Origin of the sequence: Halobellus rarus, from assembly GCF_024494595.1 — an archaeon.
GTDB classification, from domain to species: domain Archaea; phylum Halobacteriota; class Halobacteria; order Halobacteriales; family Haloferacaceae; genus Haloquadratum; species Haloquadratum rarum.
The window spans coordinates 228,262-244,484 of record NZ_JANHDI010000002.1; the positions used below are offsets into that span (position 1 = coordinate 228,262).

At 65.2% G+C, this 16,223-nt stretch carries 15 protein-coding genes; 11 read left to right on the forward strand and 4 right to left on the reverse strand.

Annotation, left to right across the window (positions count from 1 at the left end; genetic code table 11):
* Window positions 1–2 precede the first annotated feature (2 nt).
* The 3 genes from NO876_RS04340 to trpG are packed head-to-tail and all read left to right on the forward strand — an operon-like array spanning window position 3 to window position 3,192.
* Entirely contained in the window at window positions 3–695 is a 693-nt protein-coding gene (locus NO876_RS04340; protein ID WP_256420452.1) for a phosphoribosylanthranilate isomerase, read from the forward strand.
* Window positions 692–2,494: an anthranilate synthase component I gene (trpE, locus tag NO876_RS04345; RefSeq protein ID WP_256420453.1), complete on the forward strand. Its 1,803-nt coding sequence runs from the start codon at window positions 692–694 to the stop codon at window positions 2,492–2,494. The genes NO876_RS04340 and trpE overlap by 4 nt, the downstream gene beginning before the upstream one ends.
* Window positions 2,491–3,192, forward strand: coding sequence for an anthranilate synthase component II (gene trpG / locus NO876_RS04350; protein WP_256420454.1), 702 nt, complete (start codon window positions 2,491–2,493; stop codon window positions 3,190–3,192). The genes trpE and trpG overlap by 4 nt, the downstream gene beginning before the upstream one ends.
* A gap of 37 nt (window positions 3,193–3,229) precedes the next feature.
* On the opposite strand, the gene NO876_RS04355 is transcribed toward trpG, so the two are convergent.
* Complete coding sequence (locus NO876_RS04355; RefSeq protein ID WP_256420455.1) at window positions 3,230–3,451, reverse strand: DUF8029 family protein; 222 nt, start codon at window positions 3,449–3,451, stop codon at window positions 3,230–3,232.
* A 510-nt stretch (window positions 3,452–3,961) separates the two neighbouring features.
* Between NO876_RS04355 and NO876_RS04360 the strand changes: the two genes are divergently transcribed.
* The 3 genes from NO876_RS04360 (at window position 3,962) to NO876_RS04370 (ending at window position 8,648) form a co-directional block, all read left to right on the forward strand.
* Window positions 3,962–7,114 (forward strand): adenosylcobalamin-dependent ribonucleoside-diphosphate reductase, encoded by a 3,153-nt coding sequence (locus NO876_RS04360; RefSeq protein ID WP_256420456.1) that lies wholly within the window; start codon window positions 3,962–3,964, stop codon window positions 7,112–7,114.
* Between the two features lie 166 nt (window positions 7,115–7,280).
* Window positions 7,281–7,427, forward strand: coding sequence for an HVO_2523 family zinc finger protein (locus NO876_RS04365; RefSeq protein ID WP_345780730.1), 147 nt, complete (start codon window positions 7,281–7,283; stop codon window positions 7,425–7,427).
* A gap of 186 nt (window positions 7,428–7,613) precedes the next feature.
* Window positions 7,614–8,648, forward strand: coding sequence for a phytoene/squalene synthase family protein (locus tag NO876_RS04370; RefSeq protein ID WP_256420457.1), 1,035 nt, complete (start codon window positions 7,614–7,616; stop codon window positions 8,646–8,648).
* A 5-nt stretch (window positions 8,649–8,653) separates the two neighbouring features.
* Here the strand turns inward: NO876_RS04370 and cruF are convergent, their stop codons facing one another.
* Genes cruF through NO876_RS04385 form a run of 3 tightly spaced genes read right to left on the reverse strand, consistent with a single transcriptional unit; the run spans window position 8,654 to window position 11,935 of the window.
* Complete coding sequence (gene cruF / locus NO876_RS04375) at window positions 8,654–9,568, reverse strand: bisanhydrobacterioruberin hydratase (RefSeq protein WP_256420458.1); 915 nt, start codon at window positions 9,566–9,568, stop codon at window positions 8,654–8,656.
* Window positions 9,561–10,427 (reverse strand): prenyltransferase, encoded by an 867-nt coding sequence (locus NO876_RS04380; RefSeq protein WP_256420459.1) that lies wholly within the window; start codon window positions 10,425–10,427, stop codon window positions 9,561–9,563. Before NO876_RS04380 ends, cruF begins: the two co-directional genes overlap by 8 nt.
* Before the next feature lie 5 nt (window positions 10,428–10,432).
* Complete coding sequence (locus NO876_RS04385) at window positions 10,433–11,935, reverse strand: phytoene desaturase family protein (RefSeq protein ID WP_256420460.1); 1,503 nt, start codon at window positions 11,933–11,935, stop codon at window positions 10,433–10,435.
* Between the two features lie 191 nt (window positions 11,936–12,126).
* Between NO876_RS04385 and NO876_RS04390 the strand changes: the two genes are divergently transcribed.
* The 5 genes from NO876_RS04390 to NO876_RS04410 all read left to right on the forward strand — a co-directional run bounded on the left by NO876_RS04390 (window position 12,127) and on the right by NO876_RS04410 (window position 15,950).
* Window positions 12,127–12,906 (forward strand): SDR family NAD(P)-dependent oxidoreductase, encoded by a 780-nt coding sequence (locus NO876_RS04390; RefSeq protein ID WP_256420461.1) that lies wholly within the window; start codon window positions 12,127–12,129, stop codon window positions 12,904–12,906.
* Between the two features lie 188 nt (window positions 12,907–13,094).
* Window positions 13,095–13,928, forward strand: coding sequence for a ZIP family metal transporter (locus tag NO876_RS04395; protein WP_256420462.1), 834 nt, complete (start codon window positions 13,095–13,097; stop codon window positions 13,926–13,928).
* Between the two features lie 65 nt (window positions 13,929–13,993).
* Window positions 13,994–14,353 (forward strand): DUF8147 domain-containing protein, encoded by a 360-nt coding sequence (locus NO876_RS04400; RefSeq protein ID WP_256420463.1) that lies wholly within the window; start codon window positions 13,994–13,996, stop codon window positions 14,351–14,353.
* A gap of 110 nt (window positions 14,354–14,463) precedes the next feature.
* Window positions 14,464–14,961: a hypothetical protein gene (locus NO876_RS04405; RefSeq protein ID WP_256420464.1), complete on the forward strand. Its 498-nt coding sequence runs from the start codon at window positions 14,464–14,466 to the stop codon at window positions 14,959–14,961.
* Window positions 14,961–15,950, forward strand: a complete 990-nt coding sequence (locus NO876_RS04410) for a tyrosine-type recombinase/integrase (RefSeq protein WP_256420465.1) — start codon at window positions 14,961–14,963, stop codon at window positions 15,948–15,950. The genes NO876_RS04405 and NO876_RS04410 overlap by 1 nt, the downstream gene beginning before the upstream one ends.
* Window positions 15,951–16,223 lie beyond the last annotated feature (273 nt).

Here is a 16,223-nt window from a genome sequence, read left to right on the forward strand (position 1 = left end):
CGATGGTCCGGACCAAGATCTGCGGCCTGACGAACGAGTCGGACCTACGGACCGTCGAAGCGGCCGGCGCGGACGCTGTGGGCGTCATCGCGGACGTTCCGGTCGACACCCCGCGGGAGGTGTCTCTCGACCGAGCGCGCGAACTACTCGACGCCGCATCGCCGTTTCTCACGACGACGCTCGTGACGATGCCCGAGACGGCCGGGGAAGCGATCGAGGCCGCAGAGCGTGTCGAGCCCGACGTCCTGCAGCTCCACGGCGACTTCGCTCCCGAGGCGCTACGGGGGATCCGGGCGGATATCTCCGGGAACCTCGTCGCCGTCGTCGACGCCGCCGAACCCGAACGCGCCCGGGCCGTCGCGCCGGCGGTGGACGCCGTTCTCGTCGACTCCGTCGACGAGTCGGGCGCGGGCGGGACCGGCGAGACCCACGACTGGGCGGCGACCGCCGAGGTGGCGGCGACGCTCGACGCACCGGTGATCCTCGCGGGCGGACTGACGCCCGATAACGTCGCGGAGGCCGTCGAAATCGTTCGACCGTACGCCGTCGACGTCGCCAGCGGCGTCGAACGGAGGGGCGGACAGAAAGACCACGACGCCGTCCGCACGTTCGTCGCGAACGCCCGGCGGAGGGGGACTGACGGCGAGGACGGCCGAACGGACGACGGGCCCGGAATCGAGGGGGTCTCCTCGTGACCGACGCCGCCGATGTGAATTCCGATGCGGCGAGTGGACCGAAACTCTCCAGATCCCGCGAGTCGTTCGCCGCGGACGTCGCGGCCGCCACGGCGGCGGCCGACGGCCCGGTCGTCGCGCACGTGACCGCGGAACTCCCGAACGTCACGCCGCTGACCGCGTACGCCGCTCTCGCGGACCGGAGCGACTACGGGTTCCTCTTAGAGAGCGCGGAGAAGACGCCCTCGAGCGACCCGGCCGGCGCGTTCGCACCGGAACACGCGACGACCGACCGACACGCCCGGTTCTCGTTCGTCGGCTACGATCCCGAGGCCGTCGTCACCGTCGGCCCGGACGGCGTCGACGTCGAGCGTCTGGGCGGACGGGCGGCGGAGTACGTCGCGGCCGCGGATCTCGGCGGCATTGACGAGGAGGGCGGCTCGAACGACGTCGACGACGCCGGCTCGGACGACGGCGACACCCCCGACGTCCTCGACCGCCTTCGAGCCGCGTTTCCGACGCTGCCGCAAGTCGGCTTTCCGGAGGGCGACCGCCAGCAACTCCGCGGCGGACTCGTGGGGTTCCTGGCCTACGAGGCCGTCTACGACCTCTGGCTCTCGGAGGTCGGCGTCGAGCGCCCCGAGACGGACACGCCGGACGCGCAGTTCGTGCTCACGACCAAGACGCTCTCGTTCGACCACGCCGAAGATTCGGTCTCGCTCGTTCTCACACCCGTTATCGGTCCCGACGACGATCCGAGCGAGATCTACGACGACCTCCGCGCGGAGGCCGCGGACGTCGTCTCGACGCTCGAAGACGCGACGCCGCCGGAGACCGGCGGATTCGTCCGGAGCGGCGAGTCCGCCGGCCCGCAGGCGGAGTACGAGGCCGCAGTGCGAAAGACGAAAGAGCACGTCCTCGACGGCGATATCTACCAGGGCGTCATCTCTCGTGTCCGCGAACTTCGGGGAGAGATCGACCCGCTCGGGCTCTACGAGGCGCTGCGGGAGGTCAACCCCTCGCCGTACATGTACGTGCTCCGCCACGACGACCGACACATCGTCGGCGCGAGTCCCGAGACGCTCGTCTCGGTTCGCGGGGACCGCGTCGTGTCGAACCCGATCGCGGGCACGTGCCCGCGCGGAACGAGCCCAGTCGAGGATCGTCGGCTCGCCGGCGAGATGCTCGCCGACGGGAAGGAGCGCGCCGAGCACACGATGCTCGTCGACCTCGCGCGCAACGACGTGCGACGGGTCTCCGAACCGGGGAGCGTCCGGGTCGAGGAGTTCATGAACGTCCTGAAGTACAGCCACGTCCAGCACATCGAGTCGACCGTGACCGGAACGCTGGCCGGGAGCAGCGACGGCGACGACGAGGGCGCGGACGCCGGAGCTGCGACCGACGCGGAGCACGCCGACGCGTTCGATGCGACCCGCGCGACCTTTCCCGCCGGCACACTGACCGGCGCGCCGAAGGTCCGCGCGATGGAGATCGTCGACGACCTCGAACGGGTTCCGAGAGGCGTCTACGGCGGCGGCGTCGGCTACTACTCGTGGTCCGGCGACGCCGACTTCGCGATCGTCATCCGGACGGCGACGATCGACCGCCGCGGCGCGGAGGACCTCATATCTGTCCGCGCCGGTGCTGGAATCGTCGCCGACAGCGACCCGACCGCGGAGTACGAGGAGACCGAACAGAAGATGGACGGCGTCCTCGCGGCGGTCGAGCGCATCGAAGAACAGCCCGAGACCGGGGGTTCGGACGACCGTACCGACACGACGCCGGGGGACCAGGCGGTCTCCGGGGAGGTCGGCCGATGACGGTCCGACTGCTGGTCGTCGACAACTTCGACTCGTTCACGTACAACCTCGTGGAGTACTTCTCCGAGCAGCGGATCGACGGCGAGCGCGTCGAGGTACTGGTCCGCAAGAACACCGCCGGCCTCGACGAACTCCGCGGACTCGACCCGGACGCCATCGTCATCAGCCCCGGCCCGGGCCACCCGAAGAACGAGCGCGACGTCGGCGTCACCGTCGACGTCCTCACGACGCTCTCTGAGACGATCCCCACGCTCGGCGTCTGTCTCGGCCTCGAGGCTGCCGTCTACGCCTACGGCGGTGAGATCGGCCACGCCCCCGAACCGATCCACGGGAAGGCCTACCCCGTCGACCACGACGGCCGCGGCGTCTTTTCGGGCCTCGATCAGGGGTTTCAGGCCGGGCGCTATCACTCGCTCGTCGCGACGAGCGTCCCCGACTGCTTCGAGGTGACGGCGACGACGACGCACGCGGTATCGGGCGGCGAACGAACGGACACTGACGAGGTGGCAAACGAGAAGGAGATGGACGCCGAGCGGTCGACGGACCTCGTGATGGGCGTTCGTCACCGGGAGTTTCCGATCGAGGCGGTTCAGTTCCACCCCGAATCGGTGCTCACCGGCGTCGGGCACGACGTCGTCCGAAATTTCCTCGAAGCGTACGTCGCGCCCCCCGAGACTGAGGAAGCCGCGAAGGTCTGACGCTCGCGCTCCCCTCCGAAGCGCCGACGCCGACCGTCTACAGGACGCTGATCCCGAAGAACGAGAGCAGCAGCAGTGCCCCGACGACGACGGCGGCGATCGTGACCAGTCGCCACGCGATCTTGAGCACGATCCGGCCGACGACGACGATGACCGCGATCGCGACGATCACGGCGAGCGCCTGTCCGAGCGGTTCCGAGAGGAGTCCGCCGAGTTGTAGAGGGACGAGCGCCGCGGCCGAGACGAGTTGAGACGACATACGCGACGATATCACCGGACGGACGAATAAGTCTGTGGGGTACTGGCGGATCGATTCTAGGAGAAAATCGACGGACGGGGTCGGGTGGAAACGAACGTATACGAAAAATGGCTATTCCGTCTGTTCGTCCGGACGCGTACCTGGGACGCGCGTGTGGTACGGCGGTCCGGCGGTCGGCGATGCCCCGACGGTTGCGATATCGACTCCCCCTTCGGTTCTGCTGGATAATCAACGGACGGAGTCGATATGAACCGATTCAGATTTCACTTTCGCTCCGGTCTAGGAACCTTCATATTCCTCCTGTACCTACTCGGCTACGCCACGTCGAGTGTGGGGGAACCACGGTTGTGGATGGGTACTGATTATGATACTTAATGGGAGACTGCCCGGATACCGAAGCCTTAACCGACCCGCCACACTCACAAGACATCGTTACAAATGACCGCAATTCAGTCACTCACTCGATCCGAGAACGTCCCGTGTGTCCACACAGGACGGGAGGAACAGTAGATGAGCGAGAAGAACGTGAGAGCCGGCGAACTCGAACTGCCCGTCAAGCGGACCGACGGCGACACCCTCGAAGAGCGCCTCACCGCGAACGCGTACCACAACATCCTGCCCGCGCGATATCTCCGAAAGGACGCCAACGGCGACCCCAAGGAGTCCCAAGAGGAACTCTTCCCGCGCGTCGCGAAGAACGTCGCGCTCGCGGAGGCGGTCTTCGAGGCCGAGAAGCGCGACGCCGACATCACCGTCACACCCGAGCAGTTGAAGCCCGACCACCCGCGGCGCGACGAACTCGCAGCGGACGTGTTCGGCAAGGGTGCCACCGCAGACTCGGAGATGGAGACGTCGCTGTCGGTGTACAACGTCAACAAGTTCGCCTACGACACGGTCGTCCCCGAACTCCCCGACGAGATCCGTTCCGAGGTCGAGGCCAAACGCGAGGAGTTCGAGACGCTGATGGAGGACCTCTCCTTCATGCCGAACTCGCCGACGCTGATGAACGCCGGCGACGAACTCCAGCAGCTCTCGGCGTGTTTCGTCGACTCACCGGAGGACGACATCGACGACATCCACCAGACCGCAAAGGAGGCCGCACAGGTCTTCCAGAGCGGCGGCGGGATGGGCTACGCCTTCTGGCGGCTCCGTCCCTACGGCGACGCGGTCGGCTCGACCGGCGGCATCGCCTCGGGACCGATCACGTTCATGCGGACGTACGACCAGCTCTGTGAGACGATCGCACAGGGCGGCGCGCGCCGCGGTGCACAGATGGGCGTGATGCGGGTCAGCCACCCGGACGTCATCCAGTTCCTCCACGCGAAGAACAAGGACGTCTCCCTGGCGCACACGCTGCGGCTCAACGACCCCGACGACTTCACGCACAACTCCTTCGCGGACGCCCTCGAGGAGGCGCGCGAACTCATCGACGACGAGGGGCGCGTCCCCAAGCACCTCCGAAACGCCGTCGAGGGCCACCTCTCGAACTTCAACATCTCCGTCGGGATCACCGACGAGTTCATGGAGGCGCTGTTCGAGGGCGAGGAGTTCACGTTCACCAACCCGCGCACGGAGGAGCCCCACGTCGCCACGCCCGAGACGAAGGAACTGTACGACATGTTCGGCCTCGGCGAGCACGTCGAGGTCGGCGAGGTGCTCTCGGTCCCCGCCCAGAAGCTGTGGGACCAGATCGTCGACGGCGCGCACGAGAACGGCGAACCCGGCGTCATCTACCTCGAGCGCGTCAACAAGCAGCACTCCTTCGACGTCGAGGAGCACCCCGACCACCGGATCCTCGCGACGAACCCCTGCGGCGAGCAGCCGCTCGAGGAGTACGAGGCCTGCAACCTCGGCCACATCAACCTCTCGACGCTCGTGGACCTCGACGCGCCTGACTGGCGCGTCTGGTACGACGCCCACGGCGACGAGTACGACGCGTTCGAAGACGCCGTCGACGCGTTCCTCGATGAGGCCGTCGACTGGGAGGAGTTCGACTACCGCATCGACAGGGGAACGCACTTCCTCGAGAACGTCGTCACGATGTCGGACTTCCCCGTGCCGGAGATCGAACAGAAGGTCCGCGACATGCGGAAGATCGGGCTCGGCGTGATGGGGCTGGCGCAGCTGTACATCCAGCTCGGCATCCAGTACGGCACCGAGGCGGGCAACGAGGTCGCCCGCCAGCTGATGACTCACATCAACCACACCTCGAAGTGGACCAGCCACGAACTCGCCGAGGACCGCGGCGCGTTCAACGACTGGGACGACTCGAAGTACGCCGACCCGACCGAGTATCGAGAGTGGTTCGAGCACCACACGGGGCTCGACGCCGACGAGTGGGCCGAGGGGTTCCCGATTCGGAACCACAACACGACCACCGTCGCGCCGACGGGCACCACGTCGATGGTCGGCAACACGACCGGCGGGATCGAGCCGATCTACAACGTCGCCTACTACAAGAACGTCTCCGACGACGTCCAGGGCGACGAGATGCTCGTCGAGTTCGACGACTACTTCCTCCGAGTCCTGGAGGCCAACGACATCGACGTCGACGCCGTAAAGAAGGAGGCCCAAGAGCAGATGGCCGCAAACGAGTTCGACGGCGTCTCGTCGCTGTCGACGGTTCCCGACGCCATCTCGGAGCTGTTCGTCGTCACCGGCGACCTCTCGGGCAAGCAGCACGCGGCGGTCCAGTGTGCCACCCAGGAGGGCGTCGACTCCGCCATCTCGAAGACCTGTAACTTCCCGAACACGGCGTCGAAGGAGGACATGGACGAGGTGTACCGCTACATCTACCGCAACGGCGGCAAGGGCGTGACCGTCTACCGCGACGGCACGCGCTCGAAGCAGGTCCTCACGACGCGCGCGAAGAACGCCGACTTCGCCGACGAGGGCGAGGCCGCCGAGACGCTCGTCGAGCAGATCGAGGAGGTCTTCGGCGGCGTCGAGGGCTTCCTCGAGAACGAGAACGTGCAGGCCGCGCTCGACGAGGAGGTCGACCGGCTCCTCTCGGCCGCCGACGGCGAGACCGACCTCGGCAAGAAGCGGCCGCGGCCGGACGTGCTCCACGGCGTGACCCAGCGCATCGACACCGGCTACGGGAAGCTGTACGTCAACATCAACGAGGACGAGCGCGGGCGGCCGTTCGAGCTCTTCGCGAACATCGGTAACTCCGGCGGGTTCACCGCCTCCTTCACCGAGGCGCTCGCGAAGACCATCTCGACGGCCCTGCGCTCGGGCGTCGACCCGAGCGAGATCGCCAGCGAACTGCAGGGCATCCGCAGCCCGAAGGTCGCCTGGGACAAGGGCGAGCAGATCAACTCCATCCCGGACGCCATCGGGACGGCGATGCGGCGCTACCTCGACGGCGAGATCGAGAAGGGCTACCCGCAGCAGCAGAACCTCACCGAACTCTCCGAGGAGTCGTCGGCCGACCCGGCCGACGCCCCGACGGGGCGCGAAACCGACGGCGGCGCGGCCGTCGACGTCGACGACGTCGACGTCGGCCCCGACGCGGAACAGCCGAGTGGACCCAGCGACGACGCGACCGACGACCTGCTCGCGGCCGGTGAGAGCCCCGAGTGCCCCGAGTGTGGCAGTATGTCGCTGTACTACTCCGAGGGCTGCAAGACCTGCGAGTCCTGCGGCTGGTCGGAGTGCTGATACCGCGGGACGGACGTCCGGCAGTGTGAAACGCCCGACGTAATCGAACCGACGGTTTCGGGACTGTCCCGTTCCGGATACCGGACGCGACGTCGTCCCCGCCTCGCGAAACGCGAACCTTCTTATCGACTGCGATCCCCCATCGGACGTGAGCGACGCGAACGAGGTGGACCCGTCGGACGATTCCGACGGCGTCGAGACGCCGCCGGGACGCCCGTGCCCGATCTGTGAGCGGACGATGCACCGCCGTCACTGCAAGTACGTCTGTCCGGAACACGGCGTGGTCTACGACTGCAGCGATACGTTCTGGTGATCTGATACGCTTTGCGAGCGATCGGGGGAAAACCGGTATATGACTCTACTGGCCGTTTCGTCAGCACTGGTCCGATTCGGTGTCAAATCGGCACGAAGCGTTATATGAGTCCGGTCCGTCCATTAGATGACAGATGTGTGGTTCGACGGCACCGCGACGAGACGCCCTGAAACGCAACACGTAACGATGGTTCAACAGGAACAGATCCGACAGAGCAAGGCGATCCAGCGGCAGACGGGCAAGACCTTCCACCTCGCCACGCGCGTGCTCCCGGAACGCGTTCGACACCCGACGTACGTGCTGTACGCGTTCTTCCGCGTCGCCGACGAGGTAGTCGATGCCGCGGAGACGGCCCCGCCCGAGGAACAGCGCCGGCGACTCGAGGAGTTACGCCGACAGGCGCTCGGTCGCGAGGAGACCGACGATCCCGTGCTCGACGCCTTCGCCGAGTTACGAGACCGGTACGACATCACCGACGCGGACGTCGAGGTGTTCATCGACGCGATGCTCTCGGACATCGAAACGGATCGCTACGAGACGTACGCCGATCTAGAGGCGTATATGGACGGGTCGGCGGCGGCGGTCGGCCGAATGATGACCGAGATTATGGAGACACCGCAGGCCGAGGAAGCCCTCCCGCACGCGACCGCGCTCGGCGAGGCGTTCCAGCTTTCGAACTTCCTCCGCGACGTGCGCGAGGACGTCGTCGAGCGCGACCGGATCTACCTCCCCAGGGAGACCCTCCGAAAACACGGCGTCACCGAGGAGCAGATCCTCGACTTCGAGTACGACGCGAACTTCCGCGCGGCGATGCACGAGGAGCTGGAGCGCGCGGAATCGCTCTATCGGGAGGGCGTCGAGGGGATCCGGTACCTCCCCGAGGACTGCCAGTTCGCCGTCCTGCTGGCGGCGGTCCTGTATGCGGACCACCACCGCGAGATCCGTCGACGCGACTGCGACGTCCTCTCGGCGACGCCGTCGCTGTCGACGTCGCGGAAGCTGTTCCTACTCGCGAAGACCCGACTTTACTGGGCGTTCGATCGGGATCCTGTGGCCGTGTTCCGTCGGGTCAGCGTCGTGCCGTACCCCGACGAGAGCGACGCCGCCCGCGAGGCGGGTCGATCCGGCCGGGCGTCGGGAAAGACGTGGTTGCCCTGGCCCTCCGGAGGGCTCGGCCGACGCGTCTCGGGGTGGCTGCGGAGTTTCACGCGGAGCGAGTAGGTGAGTCAGCGTTTCGAGGTCGCGTCTCGGCCGCCGAACAGCGGGATACCCGACAGCGGCGCGTCGAACCGGTCGGTCCGCAGGAGTCCGACGCCGAACAGCGCCGCGAACGCGACGGGGATCCAGTTGCCGAACCACGCGTTGATGCCGCCCCAGAGGATGACGAAGGAGACGAGGTCGTCGAGCAGGAACTCGCAGTCGTCGAGTCGCGCGAGGAGCGCGCGGCGGTCGTAGCCCCAGTCGAGCGCGAGAACGGCGACCGTCGCCGAGAGGATCCAGCCGGCGTAATTCGAGAGCGGAACGCCGTAGAACGCGCCGCCGCCGGGGTACACCCAGAAGCCGAGCGCGACGGCCCCGGGGTCGAGGACGACGTCCATCGTCAGAACCGTCGCGATCACGGCGAGGAGGCGGACGGCGGTCCGGGCGGCGCGTTCGCCCAGGAGGAGCAGACAGAGGAGATAGGAGTTCATCACCAGCGGGATGAAGAAGACGGGAAGACCGAGCGGGACCCCGGCGACGACCGGCCCGAGGTCGACGCCGTAGAGGAACTCGCCGTAGGGGACGCCGGTGTGGACGCCGACGAACTCGATCCCGTAGGCGTACAGGGTCAGTGCTCCGACCCCGGCCGCCGCGCGCCGGTCGGTGATCGGGAGGACGCCGACGGCGAGCGGCGAGCGCATCACGAGCGTGCCGAGGAGGATCAACAGCCCGTTGAACGCCAGCGGCGCGGGGAGGACGCCCTCGGCGCTGGCGAGGAGCAGGACGATGCCGTTCAGCGGGAAGAACACCGAGATGGTGAAGCGGTTCTCGCGCACGAGCCGTTCCAGTCGTCGCTCCAACTCCGCGCGCGTTTTCGGGAGTCGATCAGCGAGGAACCCGGACCCGGCCGTGTTGGCGTCGGCGTCGCCGGCGTCACGCATAGAGGATCCTCCAGAGCGCCCCGAGGGTCAGGAGCGTCCCGACGGCGGTGTTGAGGATCGGGTACCACCAGTAGGCGCGCTCGACGTCGACGTCCGAGCGGTAGATTCCGAAGACGAGGGCGGGATAGGCCACGAGCAGGAGGCCGATACGGATATCGACGAGCGCGAAGACGACCGCGGCGGCGAGCCAGCAGGCGAGACAGTACAGAAACGTCCGCCGTTCGCCGAGGAACGTCGCCGTCGTGCGGATGCCGGCCGCCCTGTCGGGTTCGATGTCGGGGATCGCAGAGAACGTGTGCATCCCCATCGTCCAGAGCCACGCGCCCGCGAGCGCCGCGAGAGGGGGATGCGCCCCCGCGACGGCGGCGTAGCCGACGGCCCCGGGAAGGATGTACAGGCCGTTGGAGATCGAGTCGAGTAGCGGAGTGGTCTTGAACCGCAGCGGCGGGGCCGAGTACTGGAATCCGAGGGCGAAGAACGCGGCGAGGTACGGCCACGCCACGAGTGGCGTGAACGCGAACGTCGCCACCCCGAGGACGGTCGCGGCCGCGATTACCACGGCGACGGCCGAATCACCCTGCCAGCGCGCCTCTCGGTCGTCCTTCTTCGGGTTCGCCGCGTCGACGTCGGCGTCGAAGACGTCGTTGACGCCGTAGAGGAAGACGTTCGCCGGGAGCAGGAAGTACGCGAAGAGGACGAGTGTCACCGGCGTGAACAGCTCCCCCGTCGTCTCCGCGGCGAACGTCACGCCGACGGCGACGGGGCCGGCCAGATAGAGCCAGAATCGCGGTCGCGACAGCGTCAGCAGGTATCGAACCCGCCCCACTGCCTCGCCCGTTCGCTCGGATCGGTGCGCCATTCTCGTCACGCCGTCCGTTCGGCCATCGCCTCGGCCGTGAGCTGGCCGCTGATGAGACACATCGGGACGCCGATCCCCGGCGTCGTGAACGATCCGGTGAAGTACAGCCCCTCGACCGCCTCCGACCGATGGGGCGGCCGGAACAACGCGGTCTGTCTGAGCGTGTGTGCGAGGCCGAGCGCGGTGCCGTTCGTGCTGTTGTACCGCTCTGCGAAGTCGTTCACGCAGAAAGACTCCTCGACGACGATCCGATCCCGGAGGTCGACGCCGGTGTTCTCCTCGATGTCGTCGAGGACGAGATCGCGGAACTCCGCGCGCAGTTCGGGGGTGTCCTCCAGTCCGGCCGCGATCGGCACGAGCGCGAAGAGGTTCGAGTGGCCGTCTGGGGCGACGTCGTCGTCGGTCTCGGAGGGCACGCAGAGGTAGTACGCCGGGTCTTCCGGCCACGCCGGCTCGTCGAAGATCCGCTCGAAGTGCTCGTCCCAGTCCGTCGGGAGGACGAGCGAGTGGTGTTCGAGCGGGTCGACGTCGCCCTCGACGCCGAGATACAGGAGGAACGCCGAGGGGGCGTAGGTTCTGGTCTCCCAGTAGTCGGCGTCGTACTGCCGCTTTTCCGGAGGCAGTAGTTCCATCTCGGTGTGCCGGTAGTCGGCGTCGCTGACGACGTAGTCCGAGTAGAACTCCCCGGCCCCCTCCGTCCGCGTGACGAACGCGCCCTCGCGCCCCCTGATCTCCGTGACGGGCGCGTCCGTTCGGAAGTCGACGCCGAGCTCTTCGCCGAGTTCGACGATACCGTCGACGACGCCGCCCAGGCCGTTCTCTGGGTAGTACACGCCCATATTGAAATCGACGTGGCTCATCAGGTTGTACAGCGCGGGCGTGTTCGTCGGCGCGCCGCCGAGGAACACCAGCGTGTACTGCATTATCTGCTGGAGCTTCGGGTGGTCGAAGTACTTCTCGACGTGGCGCTGCATCGATCCGACGAGCGAGAGCCCGCGGGCGTTCTTCGCGACGTTCCAATCGAGGAAGTCCGAGATCGAGGTCCGGTCCTCGTAGACGAAGTGCTCCATCCCGACCTCGTAGTTCTGTTTGGACTTCTCGAGGTACTCGTCGAAGCGCTCGCCCGCGCCGGGCTCGTACGACTCGAACACCTCGCGGTTCCGTTCGAGGTCCGGCACCATATCCACCCGGTCGCCGTCTTTGAAGAAGATGCGGTAGTGCGGGTCCAGTCGCGTGAGGTCGTAGTAATCCGAGGGCTCGTGATCGAAGTGACCGAAGAAGCGCTCGAAGACGTCGGGCATCAGATACCACGACGGACCCATATCGAAGCGGAAGCCGTCCACCTCCAGTCTGCTCGCGCGTCCGCCGAGTTGCTCGTTCTTCTCGAGGAGCGTCACGTCCGCACCCGCGTCGGCCAGATAACAGGCGGTCGAGAGGCCGCCGAACCCGCCACCGACGACGACGACGTCCGCGCCGTCGAGCGAGTCGAAGTCCGAGAGGGAGTTCATACGGGTACAGTGGACCGTGGCGGGTATAAATCGGCTGGCCGGGGCGGCGTCGGCGGCGCGTGCCTGTCGACGCCGAGCGCCGTCGAAGCGTACCGAGGCGACGTCGACGGACCGCACTGAGAGGGTCCCGAAGAGAGGTACCCCGCCTCATCGGCGAGTACGTTTACGAGCGATCGGTCCCAACGTGAGATATGGACCTCACGAAAGCGACAGTAGTGGTCACGGGAGCTAGTCGCGGGATCGGTCGGGCGCTCCTCGAAGCGTTCGCGGCGGAGGGAGCGGCGGTCGTCGGCTGTGCCCGATCCGAGGAGACGCTGGCCGACGCCGTCGCGGCCGCTCGCGAATCACACCCAGCCGCCGGTGGGGATGATCCGACAGGGCAGGCCGAAGGCGATACGACGGCCGAAATCCGGGGTGACGCGCCGGTCGAGGGAATCCGCGCCGACGTTCGAGACGAGTCCGACGTCGAACGCGTCGTCGACGCTGCGGCCGCGGCGGGCGAGGAGGACGGAATCGACGTCCTCGTCGCCAACGCGGGGGTCAAACACGGGACGTCGGGAGCGATGCCGGTCCACGGGGAATCCTACGACCGATTCGACGACACCGTCGAGACGAACCTCCGGGGGGTCTTCGCCGCCGTCAAAGAGACCCTCGGTCGGATGCCCGAGACGGGGCGGGTCCTCGTACCGTCCGGATCGATCGCGGTCGACGCCAGAGCGGGGATGGGCGCGTACGCCGTCTCGAAGGCGGCGGCCGAGGCGCTGGTCCGTCAACTCGCCGTCGACGCCGAGCAGACCGCAGCGGTCGTCGATCCGGGGCTCGTGAACACTGATCTGAGCGACGGCGACGGTCGGGACCCGGATGACGTGGCGGAGATGTTCGTCTGGGCGGCCGCGGAGGCGGACCCAGACTCGATCGACGGCGAGCGGATCGATCTCCGGACCTGGATGCGGGCGACCCGGTCGCGGTAGGACACGTGTCTGCGAGCCTCGGTCGTCCGTGGAGCCACAGATGCGGCAAGGCTGCGCACACGCCCTCGTACGTCCCCCCACTCGGTCACACCCGGTGTGAGATCGAGTTCGGACGGGTCCGACAGGCTTATTAAAATAAAACCTCACGTTATCAACGTGGGATTATTAACCGGAGTCGTGGCGTTCATATGACTCGTGGCGTCTCCCGGGTCGGCGCGTTCGCGACGCTCGTCCTCGCGGCGCTGTCGGTGCTCGCGATCGTCAGCGGGACGACCGGGGGCAGCAAGCTCGTCGGGATCTCGTGGGTCGCGTTCTTCGCGATGGCGTTGGCGGCCCCGCTGGGCGCGCGGACCGGCGACGAGAGCGCCGGGGCGTTGGTGTGGGGCTACGGCCTCGCCGCCGGCGCGATGGTGACGAGCGCTGCTGTCTTCCTCGTCCCGCAAGCCATCGGCCAGCACCCGCAGTGGGGCGGGTTCGGCGTCGCCTTCGGCCTGCTCTCCGGTTTCGCGTCACACTCGATCGGCCACCGACTCTCGCATATGGATCTCCCGATCGACCGTACCATCGCCGAGTTGACCGCACACGCCTTCTCCGCGGGTGCGATCATCGGCATCATTTACGGAAATATGCCCGAACTCGGCCTGCTCTTGGGGCTGTCGATCGTCTCGCACAAGGGCCCCGCCGGCTACGCGGCCGCGCGGCGCCTCGCGAACGCCGGCCGCGATCCCTCGGTGCTGTTGCTCCCGGCGACCGGCGTCGGGATCGCCGGGATCGCCTCCTCGATGATCGCGCTCCCGGCGACGGGGACGATCCGGGGGCTGGTCTTCGGCTTCGCGGCCGGCGTCTTCCTCCACGTCGCGATGGACTTCCTCCCCCGCTGTGAGATCGGCAGCGAGATCCACGATCTGCTCTCAGTGTCGGGCGACGCGCACGCGCTGCTGGACCGACTGCGCCTCCACGCCGTCGCCTCGACGTCGATCGGCGGGCTGGTCGTGCTGCTGGCGTGGCTCGTCGTCGCCTGATACGGGCTTCCAGGACGATCCGCACACGTACGTGCACTTTTGCTCGCCCGCCTCGTACGTTCCGTATGAACAGTCGCGGAATCACCGCCGTCGCGGCGGGAATCGTCGCCGCGCTCGTGGCTTTCGTCGCCGTTACCGAACTGCTGTCGCCCAGCATCGAGTTCTCGGTGTTCCTCGGCCTCCCCGCCGGATTGGTCGCAGGCGTCGTCGTCGCCGCGGCAGTCCTCTTCGGTTTCGGGACCGACGACGGATCGCGACCGCTCGCCGCCGCGCTCCTCGCGTTCGCGTTCGTCTTCCTCGTCGCGTTCGGCGGACTGCTGATCGGCGTCGGCGTGGGAGCCGTCGTCGCGCTCGTTCCGTCGATCGGGATGGCGACGGTCGCCGGACTGGCCGTCTTCCTGTGGCTGCGAGGCGTCGGGCGGTGAAAAATGTCAGCAGCGGTCAGCCGAGATGGCAGCAGCGGTCAGCCGAGGATGTAGCGCTTACACATCCTGATTACATAAGATTTATTCAACCACACTGTTTCTGTTGATCCGTGGCAGAAAGAAAGCGCGTCAATCTCACAGTCTCGCCGGCACAGAAAGAGAAATGGGACGCTGCTGTATCTGATTCCCCGGAGTATTCCAGTCTCTCCGATCTAATCCGTACCTCCGTCGCACACGAACTTTCAGACAGCAACGGGGGAAGTCCCAAAGAGGTTGGCTCAAGCAACGCAGGGGCCAACACAGAGGCATTGGAAGCAATTACAGAAACACTCACCCGTATGGAATCAACCCTCAACAGTTTAGATGCACGTGTGAACTCCCTGGAACAGGAGGTAAATGCGTCTGAGAAGACCAACCTCAAAAACGAGATATTCAAAGTACTGCCTCCCTCGGGAGATATCGCTGATACTGAGGTAGCCGAACGGATCAACCGAGACGAAAAGGAGGTGAGAAACGCTCTCTCTCGATTAGCTGAACAGACGAGTATGGTCGAGCGGGTTGGGAAGCCGGACGTGGATGGCCCGACGTACTACAAGAGGATTGACTGATGGATTTCGATACGGTCCTCTCGAAGTTCCGACGACGACGTGGCAGAAACTCCGCTGAATCTACGGTTGATCGGTATGTCAATCACGTCCGTAATTGGCGTGAGTGGCTTACAGACGCCCGGGGTAAGCAGATTTGGGATGCGGATTCTGTGGATTTACTCGTGTTCATAGAGGAACTTACAGACGAGGGGATGGCTCCGTCAACTATCAGTCAACGTGTCTCAGCGATCTCGAAGTTCTACCAGGATCTGGCGAAACTGACGGAACGGTACGATATGCCCGACGTACCAGAGAATCCGTATGATGGTCTTGACGGTGAGGATAAACGGTTGCTCCGAGGTGATACCAAAAAGAAGGCTGGTCTTGAGGATATTACACAGGATGAATATCCGTACCTCAACTCCGACGAAGTGTCTGACCTGATCGATAGTGTTCCTTCCCCACGAATCCGGAACGAATTGATTATAAGATTATTATTTAATTGCGGGTTCAGACGCGGAGAATTGGCTGCTTGTAAGCTGAAACACGTAGATAGAGAGGATAAGTCTATATTTATTCCACCACGAAAATCCGACAATAGCCGTATAGTTTCTTATAATGAAGAATATCTTGGATTTCAACTATCACAATGGTTGGATTATGGTGGTCGGGAGAGTATGACCTATGCGGAGGACTCTGAATACTTGTTTCCCACTAATTACAATCTCCATATTTCTGGCAATTCAATCAATGGAATGATAAAGAAAGCTGCTAAATCTGCAGGACTTCAGGAAACAATCAGCGAATATTCGGATGGACGTGAAATTCATAAAGTAACTGCGCACACATTGCGACATTCGTTTGCGATGCAGGCAATTCGATCCGATATTGACGTTCGTACGCTCCAATCGCTCTTGGGTCACGACGATCTGGATACAACCCTAATCTACCTTCAACAGTCGAAAGACGAAGCGAAAGAGGAATCACGCCTGTTCAACCCCGAAGCGTAGGGCCAACCACACTTTGCGTATCGAGATACCACTTTCACGCACTTCCCGTGTGGGCGACATTACGCACCGCAGAGTGTCGCCAATAATCTATCCAGTGTCTCAGACTCCACCCATAGTAGCTGACAGACTCTGATTTCGGGACGGAAATCTGGGAAAGAAGGCAAAGGATCGTTATGAATGTGCCAGAACCGCTTTCAGAATCCCCCCTTTATGCAAGATTCTGAACGTGTCATAGCAATCCCAAAAACTCGCCGTTTCAGACACTGACATTTT